The following is a 21,017-nucleotide window of genomic DNA, read 5'->3' on the forward strand; positions in this document are numbered from 1 at the left end:
TGGCCTGTCTTGGGTCCCGCACCCCAACCCAGACGTCCACCAACCGAACCGAGTTCTCTGCCTTCATGGAAAACCCCAAAAAGACAGAAAACTACACAAATCCAAGGGCTGTGAACAGCCCCTTCGTAACTCCTTGAGGGTAAGCGATTGTTTTAGAGGGTCAACGACGATGGCATTCATGCGATTGCCCTGCAAGGAGCGTACTGCGGTTACGGGTAGCAGACAGAAAGACTACTGCCAGCGTACTATTGCAGTCGCGCACTCGTCTGACTGAGACCACGTCAGGGTTGTCGCGCCTGTTCCATTGATTAAGCCTCGGTATTTCAGCCCGTCCACCTGAGTTGCCAAGGCCGCCCATGATCCGAGGTCTTTTAACAAGGGGAAGTCTTCCGTCAATGAAGTTCGTCAGCAATGCCGGAACCGACCGCGTGTTGGATTTAGTTCGCCCGTGGCTCAAGCCCAACAACGGACTGGACATGGTTTCTCCAACTCTTTCCTTGTTTGCATTTGCCGAAGTGCTGGGCGACGCCGCCAAACTTGCCAACGCCCGCTTGGTATTGCCCGCCGGTCAGGCGGAGGGTCATGACGATTTGAGCCTACTCGGCAGCGCCAAGGACCGCGCCGCCCGCAACAAACTGAAAGGCCCATGGCTGGCGCACAAGCTGGCGGCGTGGCTGGAGCAGAAAGGCAACGTGCGGCAGGCAACGGGCGGTATTCCGCAAGGCACGCTGGTCCTGCGCGACACCAGCGGCACCGCGCAACAGGCCGTGCTCGGTTCGTTCTCGTTCAGCACCGAAGGCTTGGGCCTGACGCCGGGTAATCCCCTGAGCCTGATTCAAGCCTCCGAGACCCCGGCCGAAGCGCAGATGCTCAGCCAGTGGTTCGATGCCCAATGGGCCTGCTTGAAGGAGCAACCCGAAGCCATGGCCTTACTGGTTGAACGCATCAGGACGTTGGCGATGCATCGCGACCCCTTCAGCATTTACGCCCTGATGCTGCATCACCTGTTTGCCGCCGTCGGCGATGGCATGGACGAGGACCGCATCGTCAAGTCCGCCACCGGTATTCGCAATACGGTGGTCTGGAAGAAACTCTACAAATTCCAGCGCGACGGTGTTGTCGGCGCGCTCGACAAGCTGGAGCGCTTCGGCGGCTGCATCATTGCCGACAGCGTTGGCCTTGGCAAGACCTTCGAGGCGCTGGCGATCATCAAGTACCATGAACTGCGTAATGATCGCGTTCTCGTGCTGTGTCCCAAGCGCCTGCGCGACAACTGGACGCTTTACAAGGGCAACGACCGCCGTAACATTCTGGCGCCGGATCGCCTGAACTACGACGTTCTCAATCATACCGACCTTTCACGTGACCGCGGCCACTCGGGAGACGTCGACCTGTCACACGTCAACTGGGGCAATTACGACCTGGTGGTGATCGACGAGTCGCACAACTTTCGCAACAAGAAGTCGCCGCGTCAGGGCAACGAAACCCGATACGACCGCCTGATGCGCAAGATCATTCGCGAAGGCGTCAAGACTCGCGTCCTGATGCTTTCGGCGACCCCGGTGAATAACCGGCTGGCCGACCTGCGCAACCAGATCGCCTTTGTCACCGAGGGTAACGATACGGCGCTCTCCGAGCATGGCATCGCCAGTATCGACAGCACCACCCGGCGCGCGCAGAAAGCCTTCAACCGCTGGCTGGATCTGCCCGAGGACGAGAAAACGCCGTCCTTGCTGGTCGAAATGCTGGGCTTCGACTACTTCGCCCTGCTCGATCACCTGACCATTGCCCGTTCGCGCCGCCATATCGAGAAGTATTACGGCACCGCCGAAACCGGGCGCTTCCCCGACCGCCTGCGGCCGATCAACATCAAGGCCGACGTCGACCGTGCCGGAGAATTCCGCTCGATCCGCGAAATCAACCTTGAGATTCGCCGCCTCAACCTTGCCGCCTACGCCCCCTTGCGCTACGTGCTGCCACACAAGCAGAAGGCCTACGACGACAAGTACAGCACGCAGATTCGCGGCGGCGAAAGCTTCTTCCGGCAAGTCGACCGCGAGGAAAGCCTGATTCACCTGCTGCGCGTCAATGTCCTCAAGCGCATGGAAAGCGCCGTTTCCTCGTTCGCCCTGACCGTACATCGTCAGCTCAAGGACGTGGAAGCCACCTTGGCGCGCATCGAGGCGCACGAACAGGAGTTCGAAGAACTCGACATTGCCGACGTGGATATCGAAGACCCGGCGTTTGAAGCCCTGCTGGTAGGCCGCAAGGTCAAGGTGCTGCTCGGCGACGTTGATCTGATCCGCTGGAAACAAGACCTGATCGAAGACCGCAACCGGCTCGCCACGCTGCACGCCGCCGCTCACCAAGTCACGGCTGCCCGCGACGACAAGCTCTGCAAGCTGCGCGAGATCATCGCCAAAAAGTGTCAAACCCCCAGCAACCCCGGCAACCGCAAAGTCATTGTCTTCACCGCCTTTGCCGACACGGCGACCTATCTCTACAACGAACTCGCCGCTTGGGCCAAATCCGATCTCGGCATCGAATCGGCACTGGTCACCGGCTCCGGGCACAATCAACTCACCCTGTCGCATTTGCGCAAAGACCTCAGCAGCATCCTCACCGCGTTTTCGCCGGGCTCGAAGGAGCGTCCGGCCGAACTCGCCGACGAGGGCGAAATCGACCTGCTGATCGCTACCGACTGCATCAGTGAAGGTCAGAACCTGCAAGACTGCGACTGGCTCATCAACTACGACATTCACTGGAACCCGGTACGCATCATCCAGCGTTTCGGACGGATCGATCGCATCGGCTCACCCAACAGCCAGATTCAGCTGGTCAACTTCTGGCCCAACATGGAACTGGAGGAATACATCAATCTGGAGCAGCGCGTCAGCGGCCGCATGGTGTTGCTGGACATTTCCGCGACCGGCGAGGAAAACCTGATCGAGCAGCAATCCGGCAACCCGATGAACGATCTGGAATACCGCCGTAAGCAGTTGCTCAAGCTGCAAGATGCCGTGATCGACCTCGAAGACCTGTCGACCGGCGTCGCCATTACCGATCTGACGCTGACCGACTTCCGCATTGACCTCGCGCAATTCCTCAAGGCACACCCCGGCAAGCTTGAAGGCATGCCTTTGGGCGCCTGCGCGGTCACCAGCAGCATCGACGCCGACATTCCACCGGGCGTGGTGTTCTGTCTGCGCGCCGAAGGTACGGCCGCTGAGAAGCCCATCGACCCGACATACCCGCTGGCGCCGCACTATCTGGTGCACGTCGGCGACGACGGCGCGGTACTGCTGCCCTACACCCAAGGCAAACGGATTCTCGACCGCCTGAAGCGGCTCAGCCTTGGGCGCGAACTGCCGGATGCATCGGCGTGCGCCCGCCACGACAAGGCCACCAAGCAAGGCGAGGACATGCGGCATGCCCAGCGCCTGCTGGCGACGGCCGTCAGCTCCGTCGTCGGCAAGAGCGAAGAGCGCGCCGTCGCCAGCCTGTTTTCACCGGGAGGCACGCACGCCATGAAGGGCGAGTTCGCCGGCTCCAATGATTTTGAAGTCGTAGCCTACTTGGTAGTGCTGCCCACGTTTGATGGGAAGGTAACGCAACCATGAGTTTCCGAACGGCAGAGCCCTCCCTCAAGGACGTGCTCGACGCCATTGCCAAGGGTGATACACAGCTCCCCGATTTTCAACGTGGCTGGGTATGGGATGACCTGCACATCAAGTCGCTGATTGCCAGCCTGTCACTTTCCTATCCAATTGGTGCGGTCATGTTTTTAGAGGCCGGCGGGGTGCCATTCAAGCCTCGCCTCTTCGAGGGTGTTTTGCTGCAACCGGCCCCAAAGCCGAAGACGCTCGTACTGGATGGGCAACAACGCCTTACGTCCATGTACCTCGCGCTGCGAAGCGGTCTGCCAGTCAAGACAAGGACGGAAAAAGGCGCGGAGATACATCGCTTCTACTTTTTGGACATGGCGAAGTGCCTTGATCCTGCTGAAGACCGCGAAGATGCAGTTTTTTCAGTCCCGGAAACTTTTCAAGTCACTTCCGACTTTGGTCGCAAAGTTGAACTCGACCTGAGTACGCATGCCCTCCACTACCAGCAACGAATGTTTCCTGTGGGGTTGATGTTCGACACGCAGGGTTTCATGCAATGGAAAATGGGATACGCCGCGCATCACGGAAACAATGCCGACGCAATGATGTTTCTGATGCGCTTCGAACAGGAGATCTGGCTTCGCTTCCAGCAGTTCAAGGTTCCGGCCATAGAACTAACTCAAGATACGCCACGCGAGGCTGTCTGCCAGGTGTTCGAGAAGGTGAATACGGGAGGGGTAACGTTGACCGTATTCGAGCTGATGACGGCTACCTTCGCGGCCAATGACTTCCTGTTACGGGAAAACTGGGAAGCACGCCGCGGGCGGTTTGTCGCCAAACATGACGTCCTGAGGGCGGTAGATGGAACTGCATTTTTGACTGCGGTGACGTTGCTTGCCAGCTACGAGCGGCATCTGACCACCAAGTCCGCCGTATCGTGCAAGCGCGCGGATGTTCTGCGCCTTGAGCTGGAGGCCTTCAAGCAACTGCAAGCTCGTGTCGAAGCGGGTTTCAAGAAGGCTGCTGAACTGCTGGCGGAAGAGAAGATTTTCGAGGTACGCGGCTTACCCTACGCAACGCAACTGATTCCCCTTGCCACAATCTGTGCGCGATTAGGCGAAACGGTTTCGCAGCACGGCGCCAAGCAGAAGCTCTTGCGGTGGCTTTGGTGCGGTGTGTTCGGTGAACTTTATGGCGGCGCCAATGAAACGCGTTTCGGTATGGATCTGCCGGATGTCGTTCAGTGGGTGGAGCGCGGTGTTGAGCCCCGAACGGTTCGGGATGCGAGTTTCGCACCGACACGACTGTTGTCTCTTCAGTCAAGGCTAGCGGCGGCTTACAAAGGACTTGCGGCATTGCTCATGAAGCACGGCAGCAAGGATTTCGTCAGCGGCACCCCCGTTGACCTCAATACCTACTTCAACAACGCCATTGATATCCACCACATCTTCCCCCGCGTTTGGTGCGAGAGCAACAAACTGCCGAAGGAAAAATGGAACAGCGTGGTGAACAAAGCCCCGCTGGCCGCAAGTACCAACCGCTTTATTAGTGGAGATGCACCAAGCATCTACCTGCCACGCATCCAGAAGAGCAAGCAGGTTCCCAGTACCGATCTTGATGTCTTCTTGTTGACACATGCAATACCCGTTGCAGAGCTTAGGTCTGATGATTTCGACGGCTTTATCCGCCGTCGCGCCTCATCGCTTCTCGGCTTGATTGAGGTAGCCACGGGTAAAGCAGTATCTGGGCGCGATAGCGAAGAGACGTCGAAAGCTTTCGGAGGGGTGCTTGGCTGATGGTTTCTATGGCGGCCGAGCGGATCGTCGATGCGTTGGATTTGCCCTCGGGCAGTCGCGTCGATCAGCGCGTTCCCAAAAAACTATTGGTCGAGAACGGCGCGCCAACAGCTGCTGACCGCAAGCTGATTCAGGACGGCATCGAAGAAATCACTTGGGTTGCCGCACTCAAGCCGGCCAGCATCGGCGTGCCCGAGTACCTCGACGAGCAGCGCGCCTATCTGGAATTGGCTGTGTTGTTGGTCGATTTGCGTGAAGCAGGTAAAGTCAGCCGCCTTGCCGAATTGATCCACCGGGCGATTCCTTACCCGGTGCTGCTGATCCTCGCGCACGGTGAGGCTTTGATGCTTTCACTGGCGCATATCCGGTGGGGACAGAAGGAAGTCGACAAGACGGTTCTAGATGGCGAGCCGCGTATGGCGCGGCTATCTGGAGAACAGGGCCGCGAATTCGAGTACGAAGGCGACTTTCTGCAAGCGCTTTCCCTGCGCAGCCAGCCGCGCGCCGATCTGTATGCGCTGTATCAAGGTTGGCTCGATACTCTGACGGCCTTGCAGGCGGCGGCAGTGACCGGGCGCTTCGCGAAAAGCGAAAATACCGAACAGGCCAGCGCACGGCGCGCCGCCTTGCACCGCTGCCGTGAGATTGACGGCGAAGTGGCGCGTTTGCGTCTTGCCGCCGCGAAAGAAAAACAGATGGCCCGCCAAGTGGCCGTCAATATGGAAATCCAGGCCCTGCTTGCCCAACGCGAGCGGGCCGCCACGAATCTTTGATAGAGCGAACGAACAACATGCAAGAAATCGAACCGGGTATGCAACCACTGGCCGCTGGCAGCCCCGAATCGCAGAGCGCCGATCTCACGGCCGAGAACATTGCCACGCTCAAGGCGCTGTTTCCCGAGTTGCTGAGCGAACGTATCGTCAACGGCAAGCCGGAAACCGCGATCAACGTGGATGTCCTCAAGCAGTTGGTGGGCGACACGACGGCCAGCGATGCCGAAGAAAAATACGGTCTCAACTGGCACGGCAAGCGCCGCGCCCGCCAAATCGCCTTGACGCCCAGCACCGGCACGTTACGCCCCTGCCCGGACGAAAGTGTCGATTGGGACACGACGCAGAACCTGATGATCGAGGGCGACAACCTTGAAGTGCTCAAGCTGCTGCAAAAGAGCTACACAGGTAAGGTCAAGTTGATCTACATCGACCCGCCGTACAACACCGGCAAGGACTTTGTTTATCCCGACAACTTTCAGGACAACATTAAGAATTATCTGGAATTGACAAGGCAAATTGAGGGCGGCGCGAAGATCACGAGTAACACCGAAGCCAGCGGACGGTTTCACACCGATTGGCTGAACATGATGTATCCGCGCTTGCGGCTCGCAAAGTCGCTATTGAATTCGGTGGGTGCAATCATGGTCGCCTGCGATGACAACGAGTTGTCTCGTTTGCTGCTTGCAATGGACGAGATATTTGGCGAAGAAAACTTTGTTGGGCAAGTCGTTTGGCAGCGCTCGAAGAAGGGCGACGCAAAACTCATTGCAACCGTGCATGAATATATCGTCTGCTACGTGCGCGACAAGTCGGCGGTTCTGGCGCAAGGGGTCTGGCGGCGTCCCAAGGAAGGTGCCGACGAGGTCTTGGCGAAGTATGCGGAACTCAAGGCATCACTGGCAAACAACCACGAAGCCACTCGTGCGGCCATCATGGAATGGTATCGGGAACTCCCAGAGGGCGACCCTCGAAAGTCCCACAAGCACTACAACTGGTCTGATGACCGCGGCCTTTACTTTGCAGCTGACTTTGCTGGCCCTGATGACGGACGCGAGTCCAGACCTCGGCATGACATTCTTCACCCAGTAACGAAGCGCCCATGCAAGAAGCCTTCGACCGGATGGCGTTGGGACGAAGAAAAGACAAACTGGGCACTAACTCAAGTCCCGCCACGCGTTCATTTTGGACAGGATGAATCGACTATTCCCACTCGGAAGAGCTACCTCTTCGAGATTAACAGTGAGCCGTACTCTTCGGTCTTCTACCGCGATGGCAGATCAGCAACCCTTGAGGTTGAGGACTTAGTCGGCAAAGGCTGGTTCCAGTTTCCCAAAAATACCGACGTTCTGGCTGAAGTGATTGAACTTGTCACTAAGCCGGAGGACACGATTCTCGACTTCTTTGCGGGTTCAGGTAGCACCGGGCATGCTGTGATGAAGGTGAATGCTGCGCATCAATCAAAACGCAAATTTGTGCTCGTTCAACTTCCTGAGCCAACAGGGAAGGAACCGTACAAGACGATTGCTGATATTACTAAGCAGCGACTACGAAAAGCTGGAGAAAAAATCGTAGCGCGTGCAGGGCTAATAGCGTCGGATGTCGGTTTTCGAGTCTTCAAACTCGATACCTCCAACATCCGCGCATGGAGTCCCGACCGCAATGACCTCGAAGGCACCCTGTTCTCTAATATCGAGCACATTCAACCCGACCGTTCCGATACCGACGTCCTCTACGAACTGCTGCTGAAGCTGGGCCTCGATCTCTGTGTGCCGATTGAAACGCGGCCGATTGCCGGCAAAACCGTGCACAGCATCGGCGGCGGCGTGTTGATGGCGTGTCTTGAGCCGCGTATCGCCGTCAGTGAAGCCGAAGCGCTGGCGCTCGGCATGGCCGCTTGGCACAAGGAACAAGCACCGGCTGGCGACCCGACGGCGGTGTTCCGCGATAGCGCTTTCGAGAACGACGTTGCCAAGAGCAACCTCGCCGCGATCCTGCAACAGCATGGCATCGGCCAAGTTCGGAGCCTGTGATGGATCAAACGGCGTTGCTCGGCATTTTGGCGCGGTTGTGCGCCCGGCCGAACGAAACGGCCACGGTGGAATTTAAGTCCAACTTGGCCAACCCGGCGGAAATTGGCGAGTATGTTGCGGCGCTGGCCAATTCGGCGGCGTTGGACGGGCGCGACCGCGCCTGGCTGGTTTGGGGTGTGGAAAACGGCACGCATGAGGTCAAGGGAACGGTATTCGATCCGTTTTCTGCCAAGGGCGAAGGTAACCAAAGCCTGGTCATGTGGTTGCAGCAGCGGACTGCGCCCCGCGCCGACTTTACTTTCCATGTCGCCGGGCATGCCATCGGGCCGGTGGTGATGATGGAAATTCACCCCGCACGGAGTGCGCCGGTGGCTTTTCAAAATGTCCGCTATATCCGCATCGATAGCCACAAGACGAAGCTTTCCGATCATCCCGACAAGGAAGCGCGGCTGTGGGCGGCGCTCGGACAAAAGGATGATTGGACCGGGGAACTCGTGCCGGGGGGGGCGCTGGATGATCTCGATCCTTCAGCCATCGAAATGGCACGCCGCCGTTTCACCGAGTACTTGGTGAAGAGCGAACCCGACGAGGGGCGACATGACCAGATTCGCAGCGACGCAGCGGGATGGGACCCGGCAACACTGCTCAACAAGGCGCACCTCACCAAGCAGGGACGTATTACGCGCTCAGCCTTGTTATTGCTCGGCAAGGACGAGTCGGCGCACTTTCTTTCACCGGCTGACACCAAGATCAGTTGGGTACTACGCGACGCTCAGAACCGCGCCATTTCTTCCCAGCACTTCGGCATCCCACTTCTGCTGTCGACCGATCAGGTGTTCGCACGCATCCGAAACGTCACGATTGAACACATGCCGGATGGAACGTTGTTTCCAACAGCGCTGCCTCAATACGACCGCTGGGTGATTCGCGAGGCCTTGCACAATTGTGTGGCACACCAGGACTACCGGCTTGGCGGCAAGATTAACGTCGTTGAGCATCCCGACCGGCTGGTGTTTTCGAACCTAGGTCAGTTCATTCCGCCCAGCGTGGAGTGGATGCTTGAGCACCAGTCGCCACCGGAGCATTACCGCAATCAGTGGTTGATCGACGGCATGATCCGGTTGCGCATGATTGACCAAATCGGCAGCGGAATCCGAAGGATGTTCGAAACGCAGCGCGACCGGTTCTTCCCCTTGCCGGATTACACCATCGACTCTACGGACAACGGACGCCCCCGTGTGGAGTTGGCGGTTGCCGGACAGATCCTCGACATCAAGTACACCCAGGTTTTAATGAAGCGGAGTGATCTGGACTTGCGCCAGGTCTTGCTGCTCGACCGTGTGCAGAAGCGTCGGGAGCTTTCCAGGGAGGATGCGCGAGAATTGAAGTCTCTCAAGCTGATTGAGGGTCGTGCGCCGAATCATTTCATTTCGGCCAAGGTCGCTGACTGGACTGGAGAGAAGGCCCGCTACATACACAACCGAGGTCTGGATGATGGCTATTACCGCAAGCTGGTGACTGACTATCTTCATAAATACGGGCAGGCAACGCGCAAGGATGTCGATGATCTGCTGATCTCCAAAATGCCGGACGTTCTGGATGCCGCGCAGAAAGCGCACAAGGTCAGAAACCTGCTGCAGGCAATGCGTCGAGAGGGCGAAATCTATCGTGAGGGACCCAAGGCAACGGCGGTTTGGCGCAGAGGGGAGGCTAAGCCGACAACTGCTTAGCTAAACAGCGGCATTTAGCTATCGCTAGCAAAGAAATTTCACGTAACACATTGATTATTATGTTTTCTAAAGCGCAACCATGAGCGTGTTTGTCATCTGCCAAAACGAAAGTGGCAAGGCTAAGGGCACGATCAGGCACATCCTCGAATATGGGAAGCGGACGTCAGACGCAACTGTTCGGTTACTCCGAACAGTTGTACCCGAAAGTAAGCGGCGGGAAAATTTAAAGTCAATGATCGAGTCTCGGGATGTTCCCGAAGCAGATTTCGGGAACATCCCCCAAGATCTTGCAAATGGACGATTTCACGGCCGAATCTATTGATGTGACGTTCAAATTGGTGGTGATGAAGGCTACTGCGACGTCGATTGAGGAATCACATGAAGCTGCATTTTGAATCCGACTTGCCGTATCAGGCAGCCGCCATCGAGGCGGTCTGCGACCTGTTCCGGGGGCAGGAGGTCTGCCGCTCCGAATTCACGGTGACGATGCGGGCACTGTCGCCCCGCCCGCTGGTGCCCGATATGGAGAGCGCCGAATTGTTCCCTGGCACAGTGCCGCGGCAAATGACTCTGGAAGGTGTGCAGGAAACCGACCAGGGCGGTATCGGTAACCGCCTGACCCTGCTCGACGACGAGATCGCCGACAACCTTGGTTCGATTCAGGTACGCAACGGCCTGCCGCCGTCGGGCAAGCTGTCCGCCGACTTCACCGTGGAAATGGAGACTGGTACCGGCAAGACCTACGTGTATCTGCGCACGGTGTTCGAGCTGAACCGGCGCTATGGATTCACCAAGTTTGTCGTTGTCGTGCCTTCGGTGGCGATCAAAGAGGGCGTGAACAAGACACTGGAAATCACCCGCGAGCACTTCGAGGCGCTGTACCCGAGCGCCAAGGGCTACGAGTTCTTCCAGTACGACTCGGCCAAACTGGGGCAGGTGCGCAACTATGCCACCAGCCCGAACATTCAGATCATGGTCATTACCGTGGGCGCGATCAACAAGTTCGGCGACGAAACTGAGGCCGCTGTCGAAGAGTCCGACGAGTCGAAACGCCGCGAGAAATCCAAGAACGTCATGTACCGCGCCAGCGAGAAGACCGGCGGCGAAAAGCCGATTGACCTTGTCCGGGCAACCAAGCCGATCATCATCGTCGATGAACCGCAGAGCGTGGATGGCGGTATCGATGGGCGCGGCAAGAGAGCATTGGATCGCATGGACCCCCTGTGCACGTTGCGCTATTCCGCAACCCATGCCGAAAAGCACAACATGGTCTATCGACTGGATGCCGTGGATGCCTACGACCAAAAGCTGGTCAAGCAGATCGAGGTGGCGGCGGCGACAGTGCAAGGAGCCAACAACAAGGCCTATGTGAAACTACTCTCGGTCAGCAGTAAGCGTGGCGTGATTTCGGCGGTGGTTGAAGTGGATCGGGAGAACAGCGCCGGCGTGGTGCGGCGCGATTCCATTCCCGTTCAGGACGGTTTCGATCTGGAGCAGGAAACCGGTCGCGCCTTGTACGCCAATGTCCGCATCGGTGAAATCCGCACGGCCAAGGGCGACCAGTTCATGGAACTGAAGGTGCCGGGCAGCGAAGTCTTCCTGCGCCCCGGTGACGCTTGGGGCGATGTGGATGCGACGGCAATCCAGCGCGAAATGATCCGGCGCACGATCAAGGAACATCTGGACAAGGAAAAGCGCCTGCGGCCCATGGGCGTCAAGGTGTTGAGCCTGTTCTTCATCGACACCGTCGACAAATACCGGCAGTACGACACCGAAGGCAATCCGGTGAAGGGCGAGTACGCGGTGATCTTCGAGGAAGAGTACAAGCGCTGGGCGCGGCATCCCGACTATCAGAGCCTGTTCGGCGAGATCGACCTGAACACGGCGGCGGATGAAGTGCACAACGGGTACTTCTCCATCGACAAGAAGAAAGTCGGCGGCAAGTCGGTGGAGGTGTTCAAGGACACCAGCGGCGAAACCAAGGCCGACGACGATACCTACAACCTCATCATGCGCGATAAGGAAAAGCTGCTGGGCTTCGCGTCGCCGCTGAAATTCATCTTCTCGCACTCGGCGCTCAAGGAAGGCTGGGACAACCCCAACGTCTTCCAGATTTGCAACTTCTCGACGCGCGAGACCGAGCGCTGGCGTCGGCAGACCATCGGCCGTGGCCTGCGCTTGTGCGTCAACCAGAACGGCGAGCGCCTGCGCGGCTTCGAGGTCAATACGCTGACGGTGATCGCGACCGAGAGCTATCAGCAGTTCGCCGAGAATCTGCAAAAGGACATCGAGCGCGATACCGGTATCCAGTTCGGCGTGGTGCAGGATCACGAGTTCGCCGCTATTGCCGTGAAGCAGGAGAACGGCGAGCTGGCGCCCTTGGGCTTCGATCAGTCGAAAGCCCTGTGGCGCCACCTCAAGGCGCAGGGCTACATCAACGACAAGGGCAAAGTGCAGGACGCCTTGAAAGTGGCCTTGAAGGATGGAACGCTGGTACTGCCCGCCGAATATGAGGCGCAGCGGGCACAGATCGCGGCGGTGTTGCGCAAACTATCGGGCAAGCTGGAAATCAAGGACGCCGATCAACGTCGGCAGGTGCCGGTCCGGAAGTCTGTGCTGGTCAGTCCCGAGTTCAAGGCGCTATGGGATCGCATCAAACACAAGACGACCTACCGCGTTCAGTTCGACAACGAGAAGCTGATTGCGGGCTGCATTGTGGCGCTGCGCGATGCGCCGCCCATTACCAAGTCGCGCCTGCAATGGCGCAAGGCCGGTCTGGCGATTGGCAAGGCGGGCGTCGAAGCGACTGAAAAAGCGGGCGCCGATACGGTCACGCTGAACGAGACCGACATTGAATTGCCCGACGTGCTGACCGAATTGCAGGACCGCACGCAACTGACTCGCCGGACCATCGCGCGCATCCTCACGGAAAGCGGACGGCTGAACGATTTCAAGCGCAATCCGCAGCAGTTCATCGAATTGGCGTCCGACGCCGTCAATCGTTGCAAGCGCTTTGCCCTGGTCGATGGCATCAAGTATCAGCGCCTCGGCGACGAGCAGTATTACGCGCAGGAATTGTTTGAAACCGAGGAACTGACCGGCTACCTCAAGAACATGCTGGTGGACACCGGCAAGTCGGTCTATCAGCACGTGGTGTACGACTCCGAGGTCGAGCGCGACTTTGCCGATCAGATCGAAAAGCACGACGCGATCAAGGTCTACGCCAAGCTCCCCGGTTGGTTCAAGGTGCCGACCCCGTTAGGCACGTACAACCCCGATTGGGCCGTACTGGTCGAGCGCGACGGACACGAGCAGCTCTACTTCGTGGTGGAAACCAAGAGCAGCCTATTCACCGAAGACCTGCGCGACTGCGAGGGCGGCAAGATCGAATGCGGTCGCGCCCACTTCACGGCGCTGGGCGTCGGCGAAAACCCGGCGATCTACGAGAAGTTCAAGGATGTGGACGGGTTGCTGACGTATGAGGTGCGGCGATGAGTGGCGGCTATGGCTGACCTATCGGATTATTGGCCGAAGGCCGTTGCTCACCTTGGCAATCCTCTATGCGCAGATGATTCGGAGGAGATCATCGTTGCGGAAATCAGTGAGGCGCCAGTTAATGGATACCGCGGGTTTCGCAAAGCAACCACGGCGTTCGTTCCGCTAGAACGTCTTGATGAAGTGTTGAAACACCCCCGGCGGTATTGGCCATGAAGTCCAGTCATGGGGGCCAATGCCATGCGTCGACGAGGGCAGAGATACAGCACAACCTTTTGGATTGACAGCCGGAAAGGCACAGACGATCGGTTTGAAACTTTCGTTCCGGCATGGAGCCGCCACAACCGAAACGTTCAGTTGCCAGACAATATTTTCTTGATGACCTACGGCCTTGTGTCGCGATACCTCGGTGACGGCGTTGTTTGCTGGGATGACCCACATGGGCTGCTCTATGACGTAGTGCGCATCAAGTCACACATCGACTGGGACAACAAACCCAACGAGCCGTTGAGCTTCATCTCTGTTCGGCGGGATTACCTTGAGGACTACTGCCACCTGAAGCAATGCGCTGCTGTTCAGGTCTATTACGAAGGTAACTACTCACCCCCTGCGTATCATCAGCCCTCCAGTGGAACTTTGTCCTGTGGACCCAGTCACTGCAAGGTGCATAATGCGCCATCTAAGCGCTTACTTGTGACGCTACCTGACAGCAGATTCCATGGAAATCGAGATTCCCAGCCCAGAAGAAGTAGATGCGGCCCTTATTCAAGGGGAAGACGCGACGCGTAATCTGCGTGAATTGGTTGGCATTGCCGAGAATGGGCAGCAACCGTGGGCGACGAGCATGATCGGCGTGCTGTGTGACCTCAAAGGCGCCGTGGACGAAAGCAAGGAAAAAGGTGCCCCGGAACTGTCCGAGGAAGTGAAGACCCAGTTCGTCAAACGGTATGAGGAGGTGCTGGATGCCGGCTTTGCTGCCAATCCAGCGCCACTTGAGGACGAACACACCCCAGTCAAGCGAGGACGGAAAAAGCAGAGCCTACCGCGCAACCTGCTGGATCGGTTGAAAAATTTCCAGGCAGATACGCTGTGCTTCATGAACGATTTCCGGGTTCCGTTCGACAACAATCTGAGCGAACGCGACATCCGGATGATCAAAACGAAGATGAAGGTTTCCGGTAGGTTTAGAACGCTGACCGGAGCCGAACAGTTTGTGCGCATTCGGGGATATCTCTCGACGGCCCGTAAGAACGGGCAAAACATCCTCGGCGCGATCCAAGATGCGCTGATCGGCAAGCCGTTCATCCCGGGAACGGCATAACCCAGACGCTTGAGTCGCATGGCTGGGCGCAGAGGATTGCCAGACAGAAAATTCTCACCCGCGTGAGCTACACCCACTGGCTGTTGAAGAGCGGCCAGTGGCGTGGATATCCTTGTCATGACAAATAACCTGAGTAGTTACCTTCTGCCTTCCAAAGTCACGTCATCTTACGTCACCCTTGGAAGACGAAATTCCGGGGGAACCTCACTTCCTAAAGTGACTCCATTTCAGGTCACCCTGGGCAGACGAAATTTCGGGAGAAGCTCAGATGAGCCAGGCGGCCATTCCTTTATAATGCGCAACTTAATTCCGAAACGACTGCAGTTCCAGCCAACTTTAGCCATGGAGAACTCATGGGATTCCTCGCAGACAAGCGTATCCTGATCACTGGCGTGCTCTCGAAACATTCGATTGCCTACGGCATTGCCAGGGCCTGTCACCGCGAAGGCGCGCAACTGGCGCTCACCTATCAGAACGAGCGATTCAAGGATCGCGTTGCCAAATTCGCCAAAGAATTCGACAGCAATCTCGTCTACCCTTGTGATGTCTCCGACGACATCGCGATCGAACAGCTTTTTGCCGGCCTGGCCGAAGCCTGGGATGGCCTCGACGGCCTCGTTCATTCGATTGCCTACGCCCCCAGCGAAGCCATCGAAGGCGACTTTCTTGACGGCATCACCCGCGACGCTTTCCGTATCGCGCATGACGTGTCGTCGTACAGCTACCCGGCGCTTGCCAAGGCGGCCCGGCCCATGCTCCTGAAAGGCCGCAAGCCGGCTTTGCTCGCACTCTCCTACCTTGGCGCCGAGCGCACCATGCCCAACTACAACACCATGGGTCTCGCCAAAGCCAGCCTCGAAGCCGCCACCCGCTACCTCGCCTTCTGCCTCGGCCCGCAGGGAATTCGCGCCAACGCCATCTCGGCCGGCCCGATCAAGACACTAGCCGCTTCAGGGATCGGCAACTTCTCGCGCCTGCTGGCCTACAACGCGCACAACGCACCGCTGCGCCGCAACATCACCATCGACGAAGTCGGTAATGCCGCCGCCTTCATGCTCTCCGACCTCGCCAGTGGCATCACCGGCGAAATCATGTATGTCGATGGCGGGCTGAATACCACCGCGCTCGGCAATCCGGAGCCGCTGCCGGGGTAAATGACTGACACCTGCGTCAGCTCGGGAAGGCCGACATTCGCCTGCCGCGCCAATTCTGCGCAAATTGGCTGCCAGAAGATCAGCGAAGATAGGCGACTCACGAATCTCCCAGTCCCACTCGCGGGAACGAAGGCGGGGTTTTGCGGAGCACTGCTCCGCGCCGCCGTAGCCGGCCCACGATGCCGCGCGGGCCGTGGGAGGGTGCGGGGGGGTGAGAGGGGGAATTCGCAGAGCCGGCTCTGCGCCCATCGAACGATTCCGGCGTGCAAGCCGGAATGCGCCCTGCAAGGGAGGGAAACGGTCACCACTTGCATGATCGGGGGGTGCCTGGAAAAGTCATGATCGTTAGTACTCCGCTTTCGGCAACCTCTTGACCAGGTCGTCCCAGCCAACGGAAACCCCTGGCAACACCCCGACCGCGGTTTCGCCGTTCAGCTCGCCAACTTCCGGCTTGCCATACTCGCCATCGTGCAGGCGATAGACGGTGATCATCCGGTCGATCGGATGGACCAGCCAGTATTCCCGGACCCCGGAGCGTTCGTAGACCCGCCGCTTCCACACGTGATCGTGGCTGGCGGTGGACGACGACAACACTTCCACCACCAGGTCCGGCGCGCCGCGCACGCCGCGACGGTCGAGGCGAGACGGGTCGCAGACCACCAGCACGTCCGGCTGCAACACCGTATCGACCCGTTCGTCGGCCTCGTCGGCCTTGGGTAGGCGAACATCTACCGGCGCGACGAAGACGCGGCACGATTTCCCTTCCAGCGCCCGCCGGAGCTGGAAGTAGATTTCCCCGACGACGTCCTGATGTTCCAGCGTTGGCGCAGGTGCCATCAGGTAGGCCGTGCCGTCGATCAGCTCGTAACGGCGGTCTTCCGGCCACGCGAGATAGTCGGCGTACGTGTGGTAGCAATGATCGCGAAGTACCAGGCCCATGCGAGATCTCCAGATTGCGGACACAGGATGGCCAAGTATACCCCGCCCGAAATTGCGGATGCGTGCGCCGCGCTGGCATCGGATTGCCGAGCGGCAAACATGGAATCGGTGATCGGCCCATCCTGTCTGGACAACCAGCTCCTGGATTCATGGTTCTTGTCCGGGAACGGATTGATGTCGAAGGCGCCACCGTCTACGGATCATGGTCACGGTTTTCCCTCACCGGCTCCCGCAGGATTTGTTCGATCCTGGCCATGTCCCGATGCTGGAGTCCCCTGGCGCGAAATATCTTGAAGTCCGCCAGGACGACTTCGGCGAAGGTCTTGCCTTCGGGCAGCTTCCTGTCCTTGTTTTCCGTATAGATCGCCAGAGCCTGCGCAGTGTGGTGGTCAAACAGATAGCCATGCGCAAGGTTGATCCGTATCCAGAGCTGCTGCGGGTCGGCGTCCAGGCCGCGACTGGCGCTGGCAATGGCCGCGCGTGGCTGCCGTGCCATCAGTTCGGTCCAGGCGAGATTTCCTTCCGCTCTGGCCCAGCCTGCCCGGTAAGCCACCTGCTCGGGAAATTCGCGGGTCAGGCGTGCGAAGATTCCGGAGGCTTTCAGGATCTGCTCCCGCGCCCCGGCCGGATCGCCGCCGCGGCCACCGATCAGGATACCGAGATTGTTGTAGCTCTCCGCCAGGTAGCTCCGATATTCCGGCACCTCGGGATGGTCTCGCGCCAGCCCTTCCTGCAGGTCCAGGGCTTTCTGGTAGGCCGCGCGCGCCGCTCTGGTATCGCCGCCTTCGTTGAGCAGGAGGCCCAGGTTGTTGTAGCTCATCGCCAGCTTGTGCTGGTATTCGACTACCTCGGGATGGTCGCGCGCCAGTCGTTCCCGCAGGTCCAGGGCTTTCTGGTAGGCCACCCGCGCTGCCGCCGCATCGCCGCCGTCGCTGAGCAGGACGCCGAGACTGCTGTAGCTTGTCGCCAGGTTGTTCTGATACTCCGGCACGCCGGGATGGTTTTGCACCAGCCGTTCCTGCAGGTTCAGGGCCTTCTGGTAGGCCGTGCGTGCGCGCGCGGCATCGCCACCATCGCTGAGCAGAATGCCCAGGTTGTGCTCGCTCAAGGCCAGTCTGCTCTGGTATGCCGGTACCTCGGGATGGTCTCGTGCCAGCCGTTCCAGCAGAGCCAGGGCATTCTGGTAGGCGGTTTGTGCCGCCGCGGCATCGCCGCCATCGCCGAGCAGGAGACCGAGGTTGTTGTAGCTCCTCGCCAGATAGCTCTGATGCTCCGGTGCCTCGGGATGGTTGCGGGCCAGCAGCGTAAAGTCGGCGATGGCCTGGCGATAAGCGGCTTCGGCATGGTGATGGTCACCCAACAGGTTCCGGATTTTTGCTGTCCGGAAAGTGGCTGCCGCCAGTTCTGCCTGCATCTCTTGATCTTCCGCTCGCTGTTTGGCGAGGTCCTGGTAGAAATTCAGCGCTTTTTCCAGGAGCTGGCGGCGCAGGGGCTCCGATCCGCGCTGGTTGAGCAGGGTCGATTCGCTGACCTGGGTGAAGAAGTGGTCCACGGCTTCGCTGGCCCGTCTGAAGTTGGCCTCGGCCTGGACCTTCTGGCGTTTCGCTTCCTGCCACTGGACGAAACTGAACACGCCGAAGGCCATGACGACGGTGAACACGGTGGCGGCCGCCAGGAAACGCAGACGTTTGTATCGCCGTGCCCGGCGCTTGCTGAGTTCCACCAGTTCGGCCAGTTCGCCGCGCAGGGCCAGGCGGTTTTCAAACGGCGGGAGGGTGGCCAGCAGATCGGTTTCCAGCAGCCGCCCATGCCTCTGGTATTCGAGCAGCCGGTTTTCCAGGGTTTGGCGCAGGTCCACCAGATCCTGTTCCAGGCCGCTCATCCACTGGCGGATCTGCCGGGCGAGGGCGTCGTGACGCAGTTCGTACCAGTGCTGGTCCGGGTCTTCGCGGACCAGCCGGTCGCCGATCAGGCGTTGCAAGGACTCGTCAACCTGGGCATCGCTCAGTTCCGGGCCGAACTGCCTGGCCCGGATGGCGATGTTCTGGCGGTTCCCGAACTGGCGGGTTCCCTCGGCGGTGACCAGGGCTTTGAGAATCTGGCGGGCGACTTCGCTGCCTTCTCCATAACTCTGGACACGCTCTTCGAGAAAGCGGCCCAGGATGGTTTGAACCTGGCCCAATTCCTGGTAAGCGTCGAGCGTCAGGCGGGGATGTTCCGGGGCTTCAAGCAGCGCTTTGCGATAGAGCGAATCGAAAACCACCTGGAAGATCGGCAATTCCACCTCGCTGCCGCCGCCGCTCAGGTCGCCGAGGATGTGCGGCACCAGGCCCTTTTCAAGGGCCACGCCGCAGACCTCGCAAGGCCCGACAATCGCGGCTTCAGCGTCGCTTCTGGCCAGGTGGCGAATCCACAGCCGATTGTGGAACAGGCCTGGCCAGTACGGTTCCAGTTCGCTCGCCCGCGCCAGATATTCTTCGCGCAGGCCGATCACCAGGCGGCAGTTCCCTTCCTGTTCCAGCCAGCCCTGCACCGTACGGGCGAAGGCCTGGCGCACACGAGCGGGCTGGAACAGGAAGAATTCCTCGAACTGATCGAACACCAGAACCAGAATCTTGTTCTTTTGCTCGACGACCGCGCGCAGCAAGGCGTCGAGATCCTGTTCCGCTGCGTTCCCCAACACCCGCTGCAAGGCTCGCCGCACGGCCTCGAACGGGTCCTGTGCGGTGCGCACCGTGACGAACAGTGCCTCCTCGGCGGGGATTTCGCTGCGCAGGCCGCATTCGATCAGCGAGGTTTTACCGGTCCCCGACTCTCCATACACCAGCAGTACCCGGCTGCGATAGAAGCGGGCATACAAATCGCGGATTTCGTTATCGCGCCCGAAAAAGAGGCTGCGGTCGCCCACGCCGTAGGCATCGAGAAACTTGAAGGGGGAACGGTGCGGGTCCGTTGCCGCACCGACATCGGCAAACAGGGTATCCAGGCTTTCAGGGTCATCCATGGCGATTCCTCAGACCAGCGCTGGCGGGATGGTTGCGGTGTCGCCAAACATCTGCAACAGAATGGTCAGTTCTTCGGCCAGATTGGCGGCCCTTTCGGACTCGCTGCCCCGAAAATTTCCGCCATGCTTGCAGGCCGTGTAATCGGCCTGGTGGGGGCTCTTCATCCCGTTGTAGAAGAAAATGTCGGGCGCCTTGCCGGCCTTCGCTTCATACACCAGCAGCGGGTCCAGGTTGAGATGGCGCCCGCTTTCCCGATGGCTGAGGATCACGGCATGGGAATCGAGCGGGTTGGCCTGGTTGTGGCGGTCGCCTTCGAAATCGCCCGAATTGCCGATCAGCCTCATCAGGCGGTGGCGGAAGACCGGCTCGTGCCGGCGGCGTTTCTCGACGTCGATTTCGCTGATGAAGGTCAATTCATAATCCAGCAGAAACTCCAGCGCTTCCAGCACGCTTTCCAGGAGTTCCTGGGCGCGGCCGCACAATTCCTGGAATTCGTGCGCGTGCATGACCCTGATTTTGTCGTGGCTGAGTCCGTTGCGCAAGGTGAGCAGTTCGCCGAGGGCCTTCACCGCCCGGCTGTCGGCCGGCGGGGGATCGAAAAAGAAGCGTCCCATTTCCGGGATCAGAACCATCGCCTGCGCTTCGGTCAGCAGCCAGCGCAGACTTTCCCGAGCCAGGTGCAGCCAGGTTCCCCAGGCGATGCGCTCGAAGCGAGGCTTGAAATCCGCGCGCAACGCATGCGGCGGAACGCGCTGGGCCGTTTCGGCAAAGTCCCGCGCCTGGCACAGGTTCACGACTCCGAGGAAACGCGTGATGGCTTCGCCGGTGCTCAACAGATAGCGCAGCCGGTTCGGGCCGGGGTCCAGACATTCGTCGGTACGCAACCTGACGAACATGGCTGCCACCGGATACGGGAATCCGTTGATGACTTCGCGGGCATAGCGGTCTTTCATCGAAGCACCCTAGCAACAAGACGATGGTCGAGAGAATATAGGTGAGGCGCTGGGTTTCCAGCGTGCTGGCGGTACGGATGGCATTTTCCAGTTGCGAAACGCGGGTGTGCAGGTTCTTGATGGTATCACCGACGCCCCAGCGGGTTTCCAGTGCGGCGCGGAAGGCACGCACGTCGGCCCATCGCGAACCAACATGATAGTCCTGGGTCTTGTGCA

At 59.2% G+C, this 21,017-nt stretch carries 11 protein-coding genes; 8 read left to right on the forward strand and 3 right to left on the reverse strand.

The genetic code is table 11. The features are described from left to right. Positions 1–395 precede the first annotated feature (395 nt). The 8 genes from V5B39_RS10915 to fabI all read left to right on the forward strand — a co-directional run bounded on the left by V5B39_RS10915 (position 396) and on the right by fabI (position 15,904). A complete protein-coding gene (locus tag V5B39_RS10915; RefSeq protein WP_332342921.1) occupies positions 396–3,620 on the forward strand; it encodes a helicase-related protein in 3,225 nt (1,074 codons plus the stop codon). Further along, positions 3,617–5,401 carry a GmrSD restriction endonuclease domain-containing protein gene (locus V5B39_RS10920; RefSeq protein WP_332342922.1) on the forward strand — a complete coding sequence of 595 codons (1,785 nt, stop codon included), beginning with the start codon at positions 3,617–3,619 and terminating at the stop codon, positions 5,399–5,401. Before V5B39_RS10915 ends, V5B39_RS10920 begins: the two co-directional genes overlap by 4 nt. 8 nt (positions 5,402–5,409) lie before the next feature. After that, positions 5,410–6,174 carry a DUF4391 domain-containing protein gene (locus tag V5B39_RS10925; RefSeq protein WP_332342923.1) on the forward strand — a complete coding sequence of 255 codons (765 nt, stop codon included), beginning with the start codon at positions 5,410–5,412 and terminating at the stop codon, positions 6,172–6,174. 17 nt (positions 6,175–6,191) lie between these two features. Next, a complete protein-coding gene (locus V5B39_RS10930) occupies positions 6,192–8,204 on the forward strand; it encodes a site-specific DNA-methyltransferase (protein WP_434735685.1) in 2,013 nt (670 codons plus the stop codon). Beyond that, positions 8,204–9,934, forward strand: a complete 1,731-nt coding sequence (locus V5B39_RS10935; RefSeq protein ID WP_332342924.1) for an RNA-binding domain-containing protein — start codon at positions 8,204–8,206, stop codon at positions 9,932–9,934. Before V5B39_RS10930 ends, V5B39_RS10935 begins: the two co-directional genes overlap by 1 nt. Before the next feature lie 378 nt (positions 9,935–10,312). Then, positions 10,313–13,429, forward strand: a complete 3,117-nt coding sequence (locus V5B39_RS10940) for a type III restriction-modification system endonuclease (protein ID WP_332342925.1) — start codon at positions 10,313–10,315, stop codon at positions 13,427–13,429. Between the two features lie 718 nt (positions 13,430–14,147). Then, entirely contained in the window at positions 14,148–14,750 is a 603-nt protein-coding gene (locus V5B39_RS10945; RefSeq protein ID WP_332342926.1) for an IS66 family transposase, read from the forward strand. Between the two features lie 353 nt (positions 14,751–15,103). Beyond that, positions 15,104–15,904, forward strand: a complete 801-nt coding sequence (gene fabI, locus V5B39_RS10950; protein WP_332342927.1) for an enoyl-ACP reductase FabI — start codon at positions 15,104–15,106, stop codon at positions 15,902–15,904. A 345-nt stretch (positions 15,905–16,249) separates the two neighbouring features. Here the strand turns inward: fabI and V5B39_RS10955 are convergent, their stop codons facing one another. From V5B39_RS10955 to V5B39_RS10965, 3 genes are all read right to left on the reverse strand, one after another. Next, on the reverse strand, positions 16,250–16,843 hold the full coding sequence (locus V5B39_RS10955; RefSeq protein ID WP_332342928.1) for a Uma2 family endonuclease: 594 nt from the start codon (positions 16,841–16,843) through the stop codon (positions 16,250–16,252). Positions 16,844–17,036: 193 nt separating this feature from the next. Continuing rightward, entirely contained in the window at positions 17,037–19,847 is a 2,811-nt protein-coding gene (locus V5B39_RS10960; protein WP_332342929.1) for a tetratricopeptide repeat protein, read from the reverse strand. A gap of 9 nt (positions 19,848–19,856) precedes the next feature. After that, a complete protein-coding gene (locus V5B39_RS10965; protein WP_332342930.1) occupies positions 19,857–20,801 on the reverse strand; it encodes a hypothetical protein in 945 nt (314 codons plus the stop codon). Positions 20,802–21,017 lie beyond the last annotated feature (216 nt).

The organism is Accumulibacter sp. (assembly GCF_036625275.1).
Classification (GTDB): domain Bacteria; phylum Pseudomonadota; class Gammaproteobacteria; order Burkholderiales; family Rhodocyclaceae; genus Accumulibacter.

Coding starts and splice junctions, on each gene's coding strand:
- V5B39_RS10915 (WP_332342921.1), top strand. CDS start 396: ATGAAGTTCGTCAGCAATGCCGGAACCGACCGCGTGTTGGATTTAGTT.
- V5B39_RS10935 (WP_332342924.1), top strand. CDS start 8,204: ATGGATCAAACGGCGTTGCTCGGCATTTTGGCGCGGTTGTGCGCCCGG.
- fabI (WP_332342927.1), top strand. CDS start 15,104: ATGGGATTCCTCGCAGACAAGCGTATCCTGATCACTGGCGTGCTCTCG.
- V5B39_RS10920 (WP_332342922.1), top strand. CDS start 3,617: ATGAGTTTCCGAACGGCAGAGCCCTCCCTCAAGGACGTGCTCGACGCC.
- V5B39_RS10925 (WP_332342923.1), top strand. CDS start 5,410: ATGGCGGCCGAGCGGATCGTCGATGCGTTGGATTTGCCCTCGGGCAGT.
- V5B39_RS10945 (WP_332342926.1), top strand. CDS start 14,148: ATGGAAATCGAGATTCCCAGCCCAGAAGAAGTAGATGCGGCCCTTATT.
- V5B39_RS10960 (WP_332342929.1), bottom strand. CDS start 19,847: ATGGATGACCCTGAAAGCCTGGATACCCTGTTTGCCGATGTCGGTGCG.
- V5B39_RS10930 (WP_434735685.1), top strand. CDS start 6,192: ATGCAAGAAATCGAACCGGGTATGCAACCACTGGCCGCTGGCAGCCCC.
- V5B39_RS10965 (WP_332342930.1), bottom strand. CDS start 20,801: ATGAAAGACCGCTATGCCCGCGAAGTCATCAACGGATTCCCGTATCCG.
- V5B39_RS10940 (WP_332342925.1), top strand. CDS start 10,313: ATGAAGCTGCATTTTGAATCCGACTTGCCGTATCAGGCAGCCGCCATC.
- V5B39_RS10955 (WP_332342928.1), bottom strand. CDS start 16,843: ATGGGCCTGGTACTTCGCGATCATTGCTACCACACGTACGCCGACTAT.